A 17,975-nucleotide genomic window follows, 5' to 3' on the forward strand; every position below is an offset into this window, starting at 1 on the left:
TTGCGGCCGGGTGCGACAGGCGGAGGTAGGCGACGAATTCATGCGGTGCGGCGCATGGCGCAAGACATCAATGGAAGCGGCCAATCCGTTTCAGGTCCCCGAAGTTCATCCAGACGAAAAACGCCTTGCCCACGATATTCGAATCCGGCACGAAACCCCAATACCGGCTGTCCGCGCTGTTATCCCGATTATCGCCCATGACGAAATAATTGCCTGCGGGCACTTTGCAACGCACGCCCTCGCGGGAGTATTCGCAGGCGTCGCGGTTCGGATAGCCCCCAAAAGGATCGATTTCCGGCGAACGTCGCTCATCTATCAATATCTGATGATTTACGCCCTTGAGGTTTTCATCATATAGCGCGGCGTAGGAAACCCGGTCTGGGTCGAAATATTCCCCTACCTTTTTCATGGGTATTTCCTGCCCGTTGATGGTCAGCCGCTTGTTCAGGTAGGCCACCTCGTCGCCCGGCACGCCGACCACGCGCTTGATGTAGTCGACCTGCGGATCGACCGGATAGCGGAAGACGACGACGTCACCGCGCTGCGGGTCGCCCAGCGGGACGACCTTCTTGTCCACGATGGGCAAGCGCAAGCCGTACGAAAACTTGTTGACCAGGATCAGGTCGCCGATCTGCAGCGTGGGCATCATCGAGCCCGAGGGGATGCGAAACGGCTCGACCACGAACGAGCGCAGCACGAACACGAACAGGATGACCGGGAAGAAACTGACGGAGTACTCCACCCACCAGGGCATCTTGCCGGCGCGGTCCACCGCTTCCTGGCGCTGGCGTTCGACCTCGGCCTCGCCGCTGGCGGCGCGCACCGACTGGGCGCGCCCGGCGTCGAACTCGGCCGCGGCGCGGGCCATGCGGGCGGTACGCTGCGGACGCAGGGACACGCGGTCGAATGCCCAGACGATGCCGGTCACCACCAGCAGCACGAACAGGATCAGCGCGAAATTCAGGCTCATGCCCCCTTCCCCTCGATATGGTTCACAACACCGCGGTTCATTTGTCCTCCACCTGCAGAATGGCCAGGAAAGCTTCTTGCGGAATCTCGACGCTGCCGACCTGCTTCATGCGCTTCTTGCCGGCCTTCTGCTTTTCGAGCAGCTTCTTCTTGCGGGAAATGTCGCCGCCATAGCACTTGGCCAGCACGTTCTTGCGCAAGGCCTTGACGTTCTCGCGCGCGATGACCTCGGCGCCGATCGCGGCCTGGATGGCCACGTCGTACATCTGCCGGGGAATGAGCTCGCGCATGCGGGCGGTCACGTCCCGCCCGCGGGCACGGGCGTTGGCACGGTGCACGATGAGCGACAGCGCGTCGACCTTGTCGCCGTTGATCAGCAGGTCGACCCGCACCACGTCGGCGCTGCGGTATTCCTTGAACTCGTAGTCCATCGAGGCATAGCCCCGCGACACGGACTTGAGCTTGTCGAAGAAGTCCAGGACGATCTCGGCCAGCGGGATCTCGTAGGTCAGGTGGACCTGGCGGCCGTGGTAGGCCATGTTGATCTGGATGCCGCGCTTGGCCGTGCACAGGGTGATGACCGGCCCCACGTACTCCTGAGGCATGAACAGCGTGACCGTGACGATGGGCTCGCGCACGTCGGCGATCTTGCCCACCTCGGGCATCTTGGACGGGCTGTCGACCATGACCACCGAACCGTCGCGCAGTTCGACCTCGTAGACCACCGATGGCGCGGTGGTGATGAGGTCCATGTCGAACTCGCGCTCCAGCCGCTCCTGCACGATTTCCATGTGCAGCAGCCCCAGGAAGCCGCAGCGGAAGCCGAAACCCAGCGCCTGCGAGACTTCCGGGTCGTACATCAATGCGGCATCGTTGAGCTTGAGCTTTTCCAGCGAGTCGCGCAGCGAGTCGTACTCGCTGGATTCGACCGGATACAGGCCGGCGAATACCTGCGGCTTGATCTCCTTGAAGCCCGGCAGCGGCGCGGCGGCCGGCTTGGAGGCGTGGGTGATGGTGTCGCCCACCTTGGCGTGCTTGAGTTCCTTGATGCCGGCGATGACGAAGCCCACTTCCCCCGCCGACAGGTGCGTGCGGGCTTCGGACTTGGGCGTGAACACGCCGACCTGTTCGCACAGGTGCGCGGCGCCCGTGGCCATCAGCAGCAGCTTTTCCTTGGGCTTGAGCACGCCGTTGACCACGCGCACCAGCATCACCACGCCCACGTAGTTGTCGAACCAGGAGTCGATGATGAGCGCCTGCAGCGGCTCGGCGGCATCGCCCTCGGGCGGCGGGATGCGGGCGATGACCGCCTCCAGGATGTCGTCGATCCCCATGCCGGTCTTGGCGCTGGCCGGGATGGCGTCATCCGCCGGGATGCCGATGACTTCCTCGATTTCCTGCTTGGCCGTTTCCGGGTCGGCCTGCGGCAGGTCCATCTTGTTCAGCACCGGCACGACCTCGACGCCCAGCTCGATGGCCGTGTAGCAATTGGCCACGGTCTGGGCCTCCACGCCCTGCGAGGCGTCGACCACCAGCAGCGCCCCTTCGCAGGCCGACAGCGAGCGGCTGACTTCATACGAGAAGTCCACGTGCCCCGGGGTATCGATCAGGTTCAGGTTGTAGGTCTTGCCGTCCCGCGCCTGGTAGCGCAACGCGGCGGTCTGGGCCTTGATCGTGATGCCGCGCTCGCGCTCGATGTCCATCGAGTCGAGTACCTGGGCCTCCATTTCCCGGTCCGACAAGCCCCCGCAGCGGTGGATGATGCGGTCGGCAAGCGTCGATTTGCCGTGATCGATGTGGGCGATGATGGAGAAATTGCGAATGTGCTGCATGCGATCCAAATGATGAGCCCACCCCCTACGCGCTGCGCGCGCCCCCTCGAGGGGGCGGCACTGGCGGACCGGCGAAGCGGGTCCGCGGTGCCCTTGGGGATTTGCAAAAAAAGGGGGCGCAACGCGCCCCGCCTGTATCGGCCGTGCGGGACGTTCCCGCACGGCTTGCCTGATAGATATGTCGCGACCCGGCATTTTACCGCCGAGCGCGAATGTCTGCCCGACTACCGCGTGGGCCGTATCGGCACCCACTGGGTCAGGTCGTCGCGCCGGACCAGCACGCCGTGGACCTTGCTCCGGTCAATCTTGGCCACCAGCCCGTTGAACTGCGACGCGCCGGTGATTTCGGTATTGTCCAGGGCCAGGATGACGTCTCCCTGGCGGATGCCGGCCCGCGCGGCAGGGCCGTCGGCGGCGTCCACCTGCACCCCGCCCCGGACCCGCAGCTCGCGGCGCCGGGCGGCGGGCAGGTCGGAAACCACCAGCCCCAGCACGTTGGTCTTCTGGGCCTGGCTGCCCCCTTCGTCCTGGCGGGCCGCGGCGGCCTTGTCCGGCTCGAGCTCGCCCACGGTGATGGACAGGTCGCGGGTACCGCCGCGCCGCCAGACCTGGATCGTGGCCTTGGTGCCCGGCTTGGTCTCGCCCACCGTGCGCGGCAGGTCGGACGAACGTTCGATCGTCTTGCCGTTGAATTTCAGGATGACGTCGCCCGGCTCGATCCCGGCCTTCTCGGCGGGGCTGCCCGGCTCGACCATGCCCACCGAAGCGCCGGCGGTCCGGCCCAGCCCGATGGCGTCGGCGACTTCCTTGCTGACTTCGCCGATCTGCACGCCGATGCGGCCACGGATGACCCGGCCGCTGGAACGCAACTGGTCGGCCACGCGCATGGCTTCGTCGATGGGAATGGCCAGCGAGATGCCCATGAACCCGCCGCTGCGGGAAATGATCTGCGAATTGATGCCCACCACCTCGCCGCGCATGTTCAGCAGCGGACCGCCGGAGTTGCCGGGGTTGACCGCCACGTCGGTCTGGATGAACGGCAGGTAGTCGCCCGTGTCCCGGCCCGTGGCGCTGACGATGCCCGCGGTGACGGTGGAGTCGAGCCCGAATGGCGAGCCGATGGCCAGGACCCACTCGCCCTTGCGCAGCTGGGTGGGATCGCCCGGCTTGAGCGGCGTCATGCCGGTGGCCTCGATCTTGATCAAGGCCACGTCGGTGCGCTCATCCGAGCCGATGACCTTGGCCTTGAACTCGCGCCGGTCGGTCAGGGTGACGTAGATGTCGTCGGCGCCGTTGACCACGTGGTGGTTGGTCAGGATGTAGCCGTCGGCCGAGATGAAGAACCCCGATCCCACGCCGCGCGGAACCTCCTGGCCCTCGTCGTTGTTGCCCGGCGGGGTCGGCTGCCGGGGCCCCCGGCCGGGAGGCACGAAATCAGGACCGAAGAACCAGCGGAAAAGCTCGTAGGGGTCCTGGCCGCCCCCGCCGCCATAGGGGCCGCGTGCCACGGCCCGTGCGGTGGTTCGGATGTTGACCACGGCAGGATCGGCCTTGGCCACGAGATCGGTGAAATCCGGCAAGGCACGGGTCTGCGCCTGCGCGGCCGGCTGGCCGGCGGCCAGCAGCAGCGCGGCGAACAGGACGAGCAGGAACGCGGTGCCCAGGGTCGAGCACACCCGTTTCATCGGATGCGGATAGCACGCAGCACCATGGAAAACTGACATGTAAGCTCCGGGTAAAGAAAAGGCTCGAACCGGCGGCGCTCAAGGCTTGCGCGCGGCCACCGGCGTATAGCTTATCGAATCGGCGATCTGTTGAATCGTACCGAGCGGCGCTTCGCCCAGCACGGTGATCCAATGGTCGCCCAGGCGGCGCCCCACCACATTGATGGCGCCGCGGGCGCCCGGCCCGACCTGCCGCGGATGCGATTCGCTATAGGGCTCGATGAAGACGGAAATCGCCGCCAGGCCATCCGACAACATGACCTGCTTGACGTCGGGCTTGCCGCCCATCGAACGCTGGACTTCCATCATCCTGTGGAAACCCACCGGTTCGCCCACCTTCCAGCCGAGATCGGCCAGCTTGACCGGCTTCAATTGCGTGCGCACGACGCGCCAGCCCTCGGTCTTCCAGCGCGGCTTGAGTTGCTTGCGATCGACATCCGCCCCCACCTGCAGCGCAATGAAGGCGACCTGCTCGACCACGTCGTCCTCGGGCGACAGGGTCTGGGCCCGCAGCAGCAGCCCGGAGCTGCTGTCGGCGCACAGCCGGTAGCCGTAGCGATCGGCATCCCGGGGGCGCAGGGTGATGACCTGGCAGTCCCGGTCGGCCACCCGTTCCGGCTGGGGCTCGACGCTGACGTCGTAGTGCTCGCCCAGTTGATCCGGGCCGCCTATCATCAGGCCGGGGAAACGATCGCGCGCGGTTCGGGTCTCGACCAGCACGGCGCGCTTCTGCGGCAGCAGGCACTGGATCTCGTCGTCCTTGCGCAGAAACTCCAGCGGCTGGCCGTCCAGCAGCTCGAGGCGCTCGTGCTCGCTCTTGCCGTCGTAGATATGGGTGATGCGGGAGGACTGCATCGAGGCGCCCTGCTGATACGCGAAGACGCCGGAATAATTGAGTTCCCGGGCCGAGGCCTGGATGCGCTGCAACAACCCGGTGCCATCGGCCGGGGCCGCGGGGGCCGGGGGCTGGGCCTGGGACGCGATCGTCACCAGGCACAGCATGGCGAACGCCAGGGAACGTGTGGACCACACCACGGCCGAACGACTAACCTCCGACACGAGACCTTCCTTCAACGTTGCCCTGCGGCGGATTCGAAAGAGGTGGCCGACACCTGCCGGATGGCGCTCCGGCCGGCGATCTGCCGGTGGGCCTCGAGGTATTCGCCCAGCGAAACATCGACCGCCGGCTCGGCCCGGCGCGCCGCGGCCGGCGCGGCGACCTGGACGACGGCCGGCGTGGCGGCGGGCTGGGCGCTGGCGGAAAATTCGACCGGTGCGCCCTGCCCGCCGAAATAGGGCTGGGCGATCCAGGTGACCGAGGCGACGGCGGCCGCCGCAGCCAGACCGGGAAAACCATAGCGCGTCATGAACCGGCGGGAAATCGTCCGCCGGGGCGCCGCGACGATGGGCGCCTCGTGTTCCAGCGCCTCGAGGAAGCGCCGGTGGAAGCCGGACGACACGGGCAGCGCCAGTTCGGGCGTGCGCACCACGTCGCCGACCAGATGGTAGAGGTCCCAGTCGGCGCGGCCTGCGCCCGTCGCCAGGTAGGCGGACACTGCCGCTTCCGCTTCATCGGCCTCGTCGGCGAGTTCGCCGTCCATGTAGGCCGACAGCCATTCCTCGACGCGGGCCTGATTCAACCCGTCCAGATCGTCCTGCGCAGACGCGGCCGCTTCCCGGCCGAAACCGACGGACTCATTCCGATGCGATGTCACCTGCATTTCCATAACCTCCGGGGCTGCCGATTGCCCGGTTACCTGCCATTTTGCCCAAAATTCATGCCGCCCTGCTCCCCTGGCTACCAACGCTTGTCGTCCTGGGTATCCAGCAGGGGCCGCAATCGGGCCGCAATTGCCTCGCGCGCCCGGAAGATCCGGGATCGCACGGTGCCTATGGGACATCCCATCGACTGGGCGATGTCCTCATAGCTCATTCCTTCAATCTCGCGCAACACGATAGCCGTTCGCAGCTCCTCGGGAAGAGCTTCGATCGCCAAATTGACCGTTTCAGCAATTTCGCGGGTCGCCATCATGGATTCTGGCGTGTTGATATCGCTTAGGTTGTCGGTTTCGTCGAAAGTTTCACCATCCTCGTTCTCGTATTCGGACGGCGAGCTGGGACGCCTGCCCGAAGCCACCAGGTGGTTCTTGGCGGTATTGATGGCGATGCGGTAGAGCCAGGTATAGAAGGCGCTTTCCCCGCGGAACTGCGGGAGCGCGCGATAGGCCTTGATGAAGGCCTCCTGGGCGACGTCTTCGATTTCGCTGGGATCGCGGATGAAACGCGACAGCAGGCGCAGGATCTTGCGCTGGTACTTCAGCATCAGCAGTTCGAACGCCTTCTTGTCGCCCCGCTGCACGCGGGCGACCAGCTCGGCGTCGATCTCGCGCTCGCTCGTCATGCCGAGGCCCCCAGGCGGGGATCACGAGCCTGGGGCGCGACCAGCAGGCCTTCGCCCCGCTGCTCGGTCCAGGCGACGGCCATGCGCAGTTGCCGCCATTCCCTGGCCTCCAGGCTGTCGGCCCACACGGTGAGCGTCGCACGCGCGGGGGCCCGGGGCCGTCCGGGCGGCGGCGCGAGGTCGCCCTGCAGCGTCAGCCAGCCCAGCGGGGAATGCCAGATGTGGCGGGGACGGAAACGCCGCCAGCCCTGGTGGTCGGCCAGCGCCCAGTTGCCGCCGGCATCGACGGCAAGCGCCCGAAACGGCTGGCGCGCCCGGCGTTGGCAGACGATGGCGCCCAGCGCCAGCCCCAGGCCGGCAGCCGGGGCTGCCGCCCAGGCCAACGGCGAACCGGCCAGCGCGAACCAGGTCCCGGCGGCCGCGGCCCATCCCGCTGCCAGGGCGATGCAATGCCCCAGCAGGCCGGCGCGGCGCGAAGGCCGCAGATGCGCCAGCATGGACAGACCGGAGGGTGCCGTCCCGATATCGCTCAAATCAGACCTTGCGCACGATCATCGTGCCGTTGGTACCGCCGAACCCGAAGGAGTTCGACAGCGCGACGTCGATCTTCATCTGCCGCGCCTGGTTGGCGCAGTAGTCCAGATCGCACTCGGGGTCCTGATTGAAGATGTTGATGGTGGGCGGAGCAACCTGGTTATAGACGGCCAGCGTCGTGAACACGGCTTCGATGCCGCCGGCGGCGCCCAGCAGGTGGCCCGTCATGGACTTGGTCGAGCTGACCACGATCTGCTTGGCGTGGTCGCCGAAGGCCAGCTTCAGGGCCTCGGTCTCGTTCTTGTCTCCCAGCGGCGTCGAGGTGCCGTGGGCATTGACGTAGTGGACCTCTTCCTTGTTGATCCCGCCGTTGCGCAGCGCGTTGACCATGCCGCGGCAAGGTCCTTCGCGGTCGGGCGCCGTGATGTGGTGGGCGTCGGAGCTCATGCCGTAGCCGGCGAATTCGCCATAGATGCGCGCGCCGCGCTTCTTGGCATGTTCGTATTCCTCGAGCACGAGCACGCCCGCGCCCTCGCCCAGCACGAAGCCGTCGCGATCGCGGTCCCAGGGACGCGACGCCGTCTTGGGATCGTCGTTGCGGGTGGACAGCGCCCGCATGGCGGCAAAGCCGCCGATACCCAGCGGCGACACGGTGGACTCGGCGCCGCCGGCCAGCATGACGTCGGCATCGCCGTACTCGATCAGGCGCGCGGCGTCACCGATGCTGTGCAGGCCGGTGGTGCACGCCGACACCACGGCGTAGCTGGGTCCCTTCATGCCATAGCGTATCGACAGCTGGCCCGAGATCAGGTTGATCAGCGACGCCGGGACGAAATAAGGCGAAATGCGGCGCGCGCCGCGCTGCAGGTAATCGGCCTCGGTTTCCTCGATGCGGGGCAGGCCGCCGATACCCGAGCCGACGATGACGCCGACGCGTTCGGCGTTGGCATCGGTGATTTCAAGCCCGCTGTCCTTCAAGGCCTGCACGCCGGCCGCGATGCCATAATGGATGAAGGTATCCATCTGGCGCACTTCCTTGGCGGGCACGAACTGGCTTGCGTCGAATCCTTTGACTTCACCGGCGATATGGCAGTTGAAATCGGTGGGGTCGAAGCGGGTGATGCGGTCTATGCCTGAACGGCCGTTGACGATGTTGTCCCATGCGGAGGCGATGTCATTGCCCACAGGGGAAACGATACCGAGACCGGTGATGACGACGCGTCGCTTCACTGACTACTCCTCAAGTGCGCGGAGAAAAAGCGAATCCGGCAGCTGCCCTCCCGCCGTTGGCTCCGGCAAGGTCGCGCATGGCCGCGCCGAACTTAAAAAACGAAGGCGGCCGATGAGCCGCCCGCGTCATCGCACGAAAACGATTTACTTCTTGATGTGCGCGCCAACGTAGTCGATGGCTTGCTGCACGGTCGTGATCTTCTCGGCTTCCTCGTCGGGAATCTCGGTCTCGAACTCGTCTTCGAGCGCCATGACGAGTTCCACCATATCGAGCGAATCGGCACCGAGGTCGTCGACAAAAGAAGATTCGTTCTTGATCTCGGCTTCGTTGACGCCGAGTTGCTCAGCGACGATCTTCTTGACGCGCTGTTCGATGCTATCCATGGAGATCCTCCAAAAGGGTCTATATCTAACTGAATTATAGCCAAGCTCGCCTGTCTAAAGCGGCCCGGCCGGACGAATGCATATCGCGGTTGCAATACGCGGAAATCAATTCATGTACATGCCGCCGTTGACGTGCAAGGTGGCACCGGTTACATATCCGGCCCCCGGCGAAGCCAGGAAGGCGACGCTGTGGGCGATGTCCTCGGGACGGCCCAGCCGGCCCAGCGGGATCTGTCCCAGCAAGGCACCGGTCTGCTCGTCCCCCAGGGCGCGGGTCATGTCGGTGTCGATGAAACCCGGCGCCACGCAGTTGACGGTGATGTTGCGACTGCCCAGCTCCCGCGCCAGCGCACGGGTCATTCCGGCCACCCCGGCCTTGGCGGCGGCGTAGTTTGCCTGGCCGGCGTTGCCGCTGGCCCCCACCACCGAGGTCACGTTGATGATCCGGCCCCATTTGGCCTTCATCATCCCCCTCATGACGGCGCGGGACAGGCGGAACACCGCCGTCAGATTGGTGTCGATCACCGCCGACCAATCCTCGTCCTTCATGCGCATCGCGAGTGTATCTCGGGTGATGCCGGCGTTGTTGACCAAAATGTGCAGACCGCCGTCGGCCTTGCCGATCTCGTCCACCAGGGCGTCCACCGCCGCGGCGTCGTTCACCTGCAACACCACGCCGCGCCCCTTGGCGGGAAACCCGCTCAGCGCCTCGGTGATGGTGTCGGCGCCGGCCTGGGTCGTGGCGGTCCCGACCACCGTCGCCCCCCGCGCGGCCAATTCCGCCGCGATCGCCTTGCCTATCCCCCGCGACGCGCCCGTCACCAGGGCGACCTTGCCTTGCAATTCCATGATTTTTCCTTATCTCACCCCGGCGCGCCCCAGCGCCCCGGACTTATCCATCCAACCTCGCCCCTTCTCCCGCTCTTGCCAGGATGCGGTGGATCCGGCTCCGCCGGTCCACCTGCATCGCCCCCTGGGGGGCGCGCGTCAGCGCTTAGGGGGAGCCCTAATTGGAGGCCACCGCCTCCAGGGCGGCTTGCAGCGACGCCTGGTCCGTCACGGCCAGCGCCGTCAGTTCGGGGGCGATGCGCTTGGTCAGGCCGGTCAACACCTTGCCCGGGCCACACTCGACGACGTGGGTAATCCCCTGTGACTGCATCAGTTGTATGGTTTCCACCCATCGTACCGGATGCCAGGCCTGGCGGACCAGCGCGTCGGCGATCGCCGCCGGCTCGGTCGGCGCGGCCACGTCCACGTTGTTGAGCACCAGGATATGGGGGGACTGGATGTCGATGGCCTCCAGCGCCTTGGCCAGGGTCTGGGCGGCCGGCTGCATCAGACTGGAGTGGAAAGGCGCCGAGACCGGCAAGGGCAGCGCGCGCTTGGCGCCCGCCTGCTTGGCGGCCTCGCAGGCGCGCTCCACGGCGGCCCTGCTGCCGGCGATCACGACCTGCGCCGGCGCATTGAAGTTCACGGGCTCGACCACTTCGCCCTGGGCCGCGGCGGCGCAGGCGGCACGCACCTGGTCGTCGGTCAGGCCCAGGATGGCCGCCATGCCGCCCTGCCCCACGGGGACCGCGGACTGCATGGCGTCGGCACGGATGCGGACCAGCCGCACGGCATCTTCCAGCGTCAGCGAGCCGGCGGCGACCAACGCCGCGTACTCGCCCAGGCTGTGCCCGGCGACCACGGCGGGAGCCGGCCCGCCCGCCGCCTGCCAGGCAGCATAGGCAGCCACGCCGGCGGTCAGCATGACCGGCTGGGTGTAGGTGGTCAGGTTCAGTTGTTCGGCCGGGCCGTTGGCCATCAGGCCGCCCAGGTCCTCGCCCAGGGCGGCGCCGGCACGGGCCACGACGTCCGCCACCGAGGCGTTGCCCGCGAAGCCGTCGAGCATGCCGACCGACTGCGAACCCTGGCCGGGAAAGACGAATGCGATTTTAGTCATGGGTAAAGCCCCGCTTGTTCTGTTTTCCTACCGGACTCACATGCGCGCCAGCACGGCGCCCCATGTGAATCCGCCGCCCACGCCCTGCAGCATCACCAGGTCGCCCCGCTTGACGCGGCCGTCGCGGCGGGCGGCGTCCAGGGCCAGCGGCACGCTGGCCGCCGAGGTGTTGGCGTGCAGGTCCACCGTGGACACCACGCGTTCGAGCGGGATGCCGAGGCGCTTGGCGGTGGCGTTGATGATGCGTACGTTGGCCTGGTGGGGAATGAGCCAGTCCAGCTCGGACAGCGGCACGCCCGCTTCCTCCATCACTTCCTGCGCCACGCGGTCGAGCACCGTGACGGCCTGCTTGAAGACCGCCTGCCCCTCCATCCGCAGGAAGGGATCGCCGGTCACCTCGCCATAGGCCACGTTCCCGGCGGCGCACAGGATCTTGGTCTGGCTGCCGTCGGCATGCAGCCTGGCGGCCATCACGCCCGGCTCGGGCGAGGCCTCGAGCACCACGGCGCCGGCACCGTCGCCGAACAGCACGCAGGTCGACCGGTCGTTCCAGTCGAGGATGCGCGAAAAGACCTCGGTGCCGATGACCAGGGCCTTGCGGGCCCGGCCGGCGCGCACGAAGCTGTCGGCGGTGGTCAGCGCGTAGATGAAGCCTGTGCAGACGGCCTGGACGTCGAAGGCGGCGGCGCGCGAGGCGCCGAGCCTGGCCTGGATCAGGCAGGCCGTGCTGGGAAAGACGAAGTCGGGTGTCGAGGTGGCGACGACGATGAGGTCGAGCTCCGCGGCGTCGACCCCGGCATCCTGCAGCGCGCGCCGCGCGGCCTCGGTACCGAGGTCGCTGGACGTGACGCCGCGCTCGGCGATGTGGCGCTGGCGGATGCCGGTGCGCTCGACGATCCAGGCGTCGGACGTCTCGACGCCGCGCTGGGCCAGTTCGGCCGCCAGTTCGTCATTGCTGACCACGCGCTCGGGCAGGCAACTGCCCGAACCGACGATTCTCGACCATGCCGCGGGAGCCGGGCTGCTGGACGGATGCGCCGCTGTTGCACTCATGCAATATCTCCGTGCGAGGACGGCTCGAGGCCGGCCTCATGCTCGGCCCCGCCGGCCGGCACGCTCGTGATCTGCGCGATGGTTTGCGCAGTCCGGCCGAGCAAGCCGCTTTCGACCGCGTCGTAGGCGTCCTGCAGGGCCCATTCGAACGCGTAGGTGTCGGCGGAACCATGGCTCTTGATGACGACGCCGCGCAGCCCCAGCAGTGCCGCTCCGTTGTAGCGGCGCGGATCCACGCGCTGGCGGAAGCGGTTCAGCACCGGCGTGGCGATGGCGCCCATCAACAGCGTGAACAGGTTTCTCTTGAACTCTTCCTTGATGAAGACGCCCAGCATCTTGGCCAGGCCCTCGGAAGACTTGAGCACGATGTTACCAACAAAGCCATCGCAGACAACCACGTCCACGGTGCCCTTGAAGATATCGTTGCCCTCGACGTTGCCGTGGAAGTTCAGCGCGCTGCCGCGCAGCAGCTCGGCGGCCTGCTTGACCACGTCGTTGCCCTTGATCGCTTCCTCGCCGATGTTGAGCAGGCCCACGGTGGGCCGCTCGCGATGGCCGACGCTGGAAACCAGCGCCGAACCCATGATGGCGAACTGCAGCAGGTGCTCGGCCGTGCAATCGACGTTGGCGCCCAGGTCCAGGATGACGGTCATGCCGCCCGACTGGTTGGGTATGGCCTTGGCGATGGCGGGACGATCGATGCCATCGAGCGTCTTGAGCACATAGCGGGAAATGGCCATCCATGCGCCGGTATTGCCCGCCGAGACGCAGGCGTCGGCCTGGCCGTCGCGCACGAGTTCGGCGGCGATGCGCATGGAGGAATCTTTCTTGCGGCGCAGCGCGACCTCGACCTTGTCGTCCATGGTGACGACTTCGGTAGCAGGCACGATGCGCAGCCTCTCCCGCTGGGTGGAAGAGGCCTTGGCCTGCGCCAGGCGGGCTTCGACCTGGTCGGCCAGGCCGACCAGCAGCAGCTCGACACCGGGATGGCGGTCGGCGAACGCCAGGGCAGCAGGAATCGTCACGGGCAGGCCGAAATCGCCTCCCATGCAATCGATCGCGATACGGATCATAGCCATGGACGCAGAAACGCCTGCCCGCGCGCGCGGCGGCTGCCCGGACCGCTACAGACGCAAGCTGTATCGGTCATCGGCAAACCTGGTTCGGCGGGACAGACAAGACCGGAAAAACCATTCCGCAAGTGCCCAGGGGAGGAACGCCGACCTTGCGGCCTCGCGGCGTCCGCATTCCACCCCTGAGTAAACGACCCCAGTGCAAGGGACTGCCCAGGGCCGTTCGGTATCACTCGTCGTTCTTGGTCTTGAGGACTTTGCGACCGCGATAGATGCCGTTGGGGCTGATGTGGTGACGCAGGTGCGTCTCGCCCGTGGTCGGTTCGACCGCAACGGGGGGATTGGTCAGGAAATCGTGGGCGCGGTGCATGCCACGCTTGGAAGGCGACTTTTTGTTTTGCTGAACGGCCATGTGACTGGACTCCTAGGAACGGCGCGCATTGTAAGCCAGATGCCTACGCGTGACCGCCGCGAGTTCTAAAACCTGCTTTCTCGAATGATGACGGCGGTCTGCGCAGGCTTGCCCGAAACGCCGTCCAAAAACCCAAACTACTACGAAAACGCTTACAACGATCGCTTACTTGTCCGCATCGCGCCGGACGCGAAGCCCGAGGCCCCAATCCGGTTCGCTGCGACTATACACAAAATATGTCGCTTATTTGCCGACATCGCCCGTCGAGCCTTTCAGCCCGGCCAGCACCGCGAACGGCGACGGCTTTTTCTCGGGCGCATCGCCCGAGGATCCGCCCCCGCCGTCGGGACAGACGTCGTGCCGAGGGACGTACGGCACGCTCAGGATCAGCTCGTCCTCGACCTGCTCGAACAGATCGAAGCGACGCGACCCCAGCACTTTCTCGAAATCCTGCCCCGAACCGAGCTCTTCCAGGTCGGACTCGTCGAACGAGTCCGGGTCGTCGAGCTCGGCCTCGGTTTCGACCAGCTGCAGCGCGACCTCGGATTCGATGGGCATCGCCAGCGGCCCCAGGCAACGCTGGCACTGCACGGTCAGGACCGTTTCGACAGCGAGCCGGATCAGGGGTTCGCCCAGCGGACCGCGGTCGGCCTGGGCCGACCAGCGCACTACCGCGGAAGGATCCTGCTCGGGCAAGCCGTCCAGCAACCGGACGAAACGCGCGAGCGGCGCGCTGCCTTCGAGCGACCGCCCGAGCCGAACGAACTCGAACGCATCGATGTGGCGCACCGCGCCGGGTTCGCTGGACTCTTTCACGACCTGCCGCCTTGCATGTTTTTCCCTTGGTGGAAAAGAAGCTCGGGAAAACGTTGGATAATAGCGTGAAAACCCGAAAAGAGTCAAACAAGTCAAACACTTATCCCACCATGGCAAGCTCCGAAACCACGGCGCGGTCCCTGATCCTCGCCTCGACCTCCCCCTACCGCCGCGAGCTGCTCGAACGGCTGAGGCTTCCCTTCTCCGTAGCCGCGCCCGGCGTGGACGAAACACCGGTTCCGGGCGAAGCGCCCGAGGACCTGGCCCTGCGACTGGCCCTGGCCAAGGCCCGCGCCGTGAGCCAGGCCCGTCCGGGCGCCCTGGTGATCGGTTCGGACCAGGTCGCGACGGTGGACGGGGCCCCCATCGGCAAGCCCGGCGGCTTCGAGCAGGCGCTCGCGCAATTGCAGGCCATGCGCGGCCGCACGGTTTTCTTCCACACCGCCGTGGCCGTGGATGATGGCCGGCGGCCGGCGACCGCCGTCGTAAGCACGCGATGCATGTTGCGCGAACTGTCCGACCGGGCGCTGCGCGCCTACCTGCACGCCGAGCGCCCCTACGACACGGCCGGCAGCGCCAAGGCCGAGGCGCTGGGCATCGCGCTCATGGAACGCATAGAATGCGACGACCCCACCGCCCTGATCGGCCTGCCGCTGATCGCCCTGACCCGGCTGCTGGCCGGCTTCGGCATGGACCCGCTGGACGCGCTCGAGGAGCCCCGGGCATGAAATCCTCCGGCATCCTGCACCTGGTCCCCGTCTCGCTGGGCGACGCGCCGCCCGAGCGCTGGCTGCCCGCCGAGGCCCGTGCCCTGGCCGGCCGGCTGGACACCTACATCGCCGAGAATGCCAAGACCGCGCGCGCTTTCCTGAAGGCCATCGGCACCGTGCGGCCCATCCAGGAAATCACCATCCACACCCTGGATGCCCGTACCGACGACCGCGACATCGCCGCCTGGCTCAAGCCCATCGCGGCGGGCGGCGAAATCGGACTGGTCTCCGAGGCCGGCTGCCCGGCGGTGGCCGACCCCGGCGCGCGCGTGGCCCGCGCCGCGCATGCCATGGGCATACGCGTGCAGCCGTGGGTGGGCCCCTCCTCCATCCTGCTCGGCCTGATGGCCAGCGGCCTGGACGGCCAACGCTTCGCCTTCCACGGCTACGCGCCGGTCGACGCGGGCGAGCGTGCTCGCCAGTTGCGGGAGTGGGAGCAAACCTCGGCGCGGCACAACCAGACCCAGCTCCTGATCGAGACGCCCTATCGCAACGGCGCCATGTTCGCGACGATGCTGGCCACGCTGCGGCCGGCGACCCTGCTGTGCGTCGCCCGCTCGCTCACCACGGATCGCGAATGGGTGCGCACGAACAGCGTCGCGGACTGGAAGCGCCTGCCGCCGCCCGACCTGGACAAGCAGCCCACGCTGTTCCTGTTCCTGGCCAAGGGCTGACCAGGCACTGCATCACATGCGATAAACGGATAACCAAGCACGAAAGAAATCGTTGGGCGGCCAGCCTTCCATCTCTAGCATCCCTGGACATGAACGACCGGCATGCGGGAGAAGGCGCTCCTCTCCCGCTGCGGTCCCCCGCACTCCGGCCCACGGCCGGTTCCAGGAGAGACGAACATGGCGGTACGCGATTTGCACCCCCTGCCCGGCATCGAAGCCTCGGTCCGGCACGATGCCGATGTGCTGATCATAGGAGGCGGCCCGGCCGGCACGTGGGCCGCCGTGAGCGCGGCAGCACGCGGCGCGCGCGTGCTGCTGGCGGACAAGGGATACTGCGGCACCTCCGGCGCGACCGCGCCCTCCGGCACCGGGGTATGGCACGTCCCGCGCGACACCGCCGCGCGCGAGAAGGCCAAGGCCAGCCGACTGGAAATGGGCGGCTTCCTGGCCGAGCACGCCTGGATGGACCGCGTGCTGGAACAGACGTGGAACAACATCGAGACACTGACGGAATGGGGCTACCCCTTTCCGCAGGACGAACACGGCCAGTTGCACCGGACCTCGCTGCAGGGCCCGGACTACATGCGGCTGATGCGCAAGGCGGCCAAGCAGGCGGGCGCGCGCATCCTCGACCACAGCCCGGTGCTGGAGCTGCTGGTGGACGAGCACGGCACGGTCTGCGGCGCCTTCGGCATCAACCGCCAGACGGGTTCGACGTGGATGGCCCGCGCCGGCGCGGTGGTGCTGGCCACGGGCGGCTGCGCCTTCCTGAGCCGCGCGCTGGGCTGCAACGTCCTGACCGGCGACGGCTACCTGCTCGGAGCCGAAGCCGGGGCCGAGCTGTCGGGCATGGAGTTCTCCAACGCCTATGGACTGGGCCCGGCCTTCGCGTCGGTCACCAAGTCCCTGTTCTACAACTGGGCGACCTTCTACGACCGCGATGGACAACGCATCGAGGGGGCGGGCTCGTCGCGCGGACGCGGCGTCATCGCCAGGACGCTGGCGACCCAGCCCGTCTACGCCTGCCTGGACCGCGCCGACGCATCCATCCGCGCCTGGATGCGCACCGCCCAGCCCAACTTCTTCGTCCCCTTCGACCGGCAGGGCATCGATCCCTTCACCCAGCACTTCCCGGTCACGCTGCGCCTGGAAGGCACGGTGCGCGGCACCGGCGGCCTGCATGTGGTCGACGATGACTGCGCCACGACGGTGGCCGGGCTGTATGCCGCGGGCGACGCCGCCACGCGCGAGCTGATCTGCGGAGCCTTCACCGGCGGAGGCAGCCACAACGCCGCATGGGCCATGTCCTCGGGTTTCTGGGCCGGTGCCGGCGCCGCCCGGTTCGCCCGCGAGGCGCGCGCCTTCGGCCATCGCAACGTCCATCGCGCCGGCGTCGCCGGGCTGGGCGGCAACCCGTCCGCCCCGTGGGACGCGGACGCGGTCATCCGCGCGGTGCAGGCCGAGGTGTTTCCCACCGAACGCAACTGGACGCGCAGCGGACCGCTGCTGGAGGACTCGCTGCGACGGCTGGATGCACTATGGGCCCGCGTGCGCCACGGACGCCCCGCGGGCACGGGCACGCAGTGGGTGCGCGCCCGCGAGGCGGCGGCCATGCTGGCAACCTCGCGCTGGATGTATCGCAGCGCCCTGCGACGCACCGAAACGCGCGGCATGCACCGCCGCGCCGAGCACGCGGCCGTCGACCCCGCCCAGCACCATCGGCTGGTCAGCGGCGGATTGGACGAGGTCTGGGTGCGCACGCAGGCCGTCTCGACGCCCGCGACCCCGGGCGCCTACACGGGCAAGGTGGCGGCATGATCGAGATCGTCAGCGCCGAACGCTGCACCGCCTGCAACATCTGCGTGCACGCCTGCCCCACGAACGTCTTCGATCTCGTTCCCGGCGGCCCGCCGCGCATCGCGCGGCAATCCGATTGCCAGACCTGCTTCATGTGCGAGCTCTACTGCCCGGTGGACGCGCTGTACGTGGCGCCGTCGGCCGACGCCGCGCAGGCGGTCGAGGAAGCCGCGGCGCAACCCTTGATGGGCAGCTACCGTGCCGCGGTCGGCTGGGGCGCCGGGCGCACGGCGACGGCACGGCGCGACAGCAGCTTCGAGCTGTTGATTCGCGCGCATTGATAGAGCCCCCCTACGCGCTT

General features: G+C 67.4%; 19 protein-coding genes. 4 read left to right on the forward strand and 15 right to left on the reverse strand.

Features of this window, described 5'->3' with window-relative positions; all coding sequences use genetic code 11:
* Positions 1–67: 67 nt before the first annotated feature.
* The 15 genes from lepB to R4823_RS16380 all read right to left on the reverse strand — a co-directional run bounded on the left by lepB (position 68) and on the right by R4823_RS16380 (position 14,373).
* A complete protein-coding gene (lepB, locus tag R4823_RS16310; protein ID WP_087840548.1) occupies positions 68–970 on the reverse strand; it encodes a signal peptidase I in 903 nt (300 codons plus the stop codon).
* Between the two features lie 37 nt (positions 971–1,007).
* Positions 1,008–2,801 carry a translation elongation factor 4 gene (lepA, locus tag R4823_RS16315; protein WP_087840546.1) on the reverse strand — a complete coding sequence of 598 codons (1,794 nt, stop codon included), beginning with the start codon at positions 2,799–2,801 and terminating at the stop codon, positions 1,008–1,010.
* A gap of 224 nt (positions 2,802–3,025) precedes the next feature.
* On the reverse strand, positions 3,026–4,486 hold the full coding sequence (locus R4823_RS16320; protein ID WP_087840544.1) for a DegQ family serine endoprotease: 1,461 nt from the start codon (positions 4,484–4,486) through the stop codon (positions 3,026–3,028).
* 78 nt (positions 4,487–4,564) lie between these two features.
* A complete protein-coding gene (locus tag R4823_RS16325; protein ID WP_243724645.1) occupies positions 4,565–5,584 on the reverse strand; it encodes a MucB/RseB C-terminal domain-containing protein in 1,020 nt (339 codons plus the stop codon).
* 11 nt (positions 5,585–5,595) lie between these two features.
* The gene (locus R4823_RS16330; RefSeq protein ID WP_243724644.1) at positions 5,596–6,240 is read right to left on the reverse strand and encodes an RseA family anti-sigma factor; all 645 of its coding nucleotides are present in this window, start codon (positions 6,238–6,240) and stop codon (positions 5,596–5,598) included.
* A gap of 83 nt (positions 6,241–6,323) precedes the next feature.
* On the reverse strand, positions 6,324–6,926 hold the full coding sequence (gene rpoE, locus R4823_RS16335) for an RNA polymerase sigma factor RpoE (protein ID WP_087840542.1): 603 nt from the start codon (positions 6,924–6,926) through the stop codon (positions 6,324–6,326).
* Positions 6,923–7,423, reverse strand: a complete 501-nt coding sequence (locus tag R4823_RS16340; protein WP_087840540.1) for a protein YgfX — start codon at positions 7,421–7,423, stop codon at positions 6,923–6,925. Before R4823_RS16340 ends, rpoE begins: the two co-directional genes overlap by 4 nt.
* A 37-nt stretch (positions 7,424–7,460) precedes the next feature.
* The gene (gene fabF / locus R4823_RS16345) at positions 7,461–8,690 is read right to left on the reverse strand and encodes a beta-ketoacyl-ACP synthase II (RefSeq protein ID WP_087840538.1); all 1,230 of its coding nucleotides are present in this window, start codon (positions 8,688–8,690) and stop codon (positions 7,461–7,463) included.
* A gap of 144 nt (positions 8,691–8,834) precedes the next feature.
* Positions 8,835–9,074 carry an acyl carrier protein gene (gene acpP, locus R4823_RS16350; protein ID WP_087779058.1) on the reverse strand — a complete coding sequence of 80 codons (240 nt, stop codon included), beginning with the start codon at positions 9,072–9,074 and terminating at the stop codon, positions 8,835–8,837.
* Positions 9,075–9,179: 105 nt separating this feature from the next.
* The gene (gene fabG / locus R4823_RS16355; RefSeq protein WP_087840536.1) at positions 9,180–9,923 is read right to left on the reverse strand and encodes a 3-oxoacyl-ACP reductase FabG; all 744 of its coding nucleotides are present in this window, start codon (positions 9,921–9,923) and stop codon (positions 9,180–9,182) included.
* A gap of 157 nt (positions 9,924–10,080) precedes the next feature.
* Positions 10,081–11,019 (reverse strand): ACP S-malonyltransferase, encoded by a 939-nt coding sequence (gene fabD, locus R4823_RS16360; RefSeq protein ID WP_338615431.1) that lies wholly within the window; start codon positions 11,017–11,019, stop codon positions 10,081–10,083.
* Between the two features lie 36 nt (positions 11,020–11,055).
* Positions 11,056–12,072: a beta-ketoacyl-ACP synthase III gene (locus R4823_RS16365; RefSeq protein ID WP_087840532.1), complete on the reverse strand. Its 1,017-nt coding sequence runs from the start codon at positions 12,070–12,072 to the stop codon at positions 11,056–11,058.
* Entirely contained in the window at positions 12,069–13,145 is a 1,077-nt protein-coding gene (plsX, locus tag R4823_RS16370; RefSeq protein WP_338619188.1) for a phosphate acyltransferase PlsX, read from the reverse strand. Before plsX ends, R4823_RS16365 begins: the two co-directional genes overlap by 4 nt.
* A 229-nt stretch (positions 13,146–13,374) precedes the next feature.
* Positions 13,375–13,557 (reverse strand): 50S ribosomal protein L32, encoded by a 183-nt coding sequence (rpmF, locus tag R4823_RS16375; protein ID WP_087840528.1) that lies wholly within the window; start codon positions 13,555–13,557, stop codon positions 13,375–13,377.
* A gap of 243 nt (positions 13,558–13,800) precedes the next feature.
* Positions 13,801–14,373, reverse strand: coding sequence for a DUF177 domain-containing protein (locus tag R4823_RS16380; RefSeq protein WP_087840526.1), 573 nt, complete (start codon positions 14,371–14,373; stop codon positions 13,801–13,803).
* Positions 14,374–14,483: 110 nt separating this feature from the next.
* Between R4823_RS16380 and R4823_RS16385 the strand changes: the two genes are divergently transcribed.
* The 4 genes from R4823_RS16385 (at position 14,484) to R4823_RS16400 (ending at position 17,955) form a co-directional block, all read left to right on the forward strand.
* Positions 14,484–15,101 carry a Maf family nucleotide pyrophosphatase gene (locus tag R4823_RS16385; RefSeq protein ID WP_338615435.1) on the forward strand — a complete coding sequence of 206 codons (618 nt, stop codon included), beginning with the start codon at positions 14,484–14,486 and terminating at the stop codon, positions 15,099–15,101.
* On the forward strand, positions 15,098–15,817 hold the full coding sequence (locus R4823_RS16390; RefSeq protein ID WP_279815221.1) for an SAM-dependent methyltransferase: 720 nt from the start codon (positions 15,098–15,100) through the stop codon (positions 15,815–15,817). Before R4823_RS16385 ends, R4823_RS16390 begins: the two co-directional genes overlap by 4 nt.
* A 177-nt stretch (positions 15,818–15,994) precedes the next feature.
* Entirely contained in the window at positions 15,995–17,635 is a 1,641-nt protein-coding gene (locus R4823_RS16395) for an FAD-binding protein (protein ID WP_338615438.1), read from the forward strand.
* Positions 17,632–17,955, forward strand: a complete 324-nt coding sequence (locus tag R4823_RS16400; protein WP_338615440.1) for a ferredoxin family protein — start codon at positions 17,632–17,634, stop codon at positions 17,953–17,955. Before R4823_RS16395 ends, R4823_RS16400 begins: the two co-directional genes overlap by 4 nt.
* Positions 17,956–17,975 lie beyond the last annotated feature (20 nt).

This window comes from Pigmentiphaga sp. CHJ604 (assembly GCF_036972535.1).
Taxonomy (GTDB): domain Bacteria; phylum Pseudomonadota; class Gammaproteobacteria; order Burkholderiales; family Burkholderiaceae_B; genus Pigmentiphaga; species Pigmentiphaga daeguensis.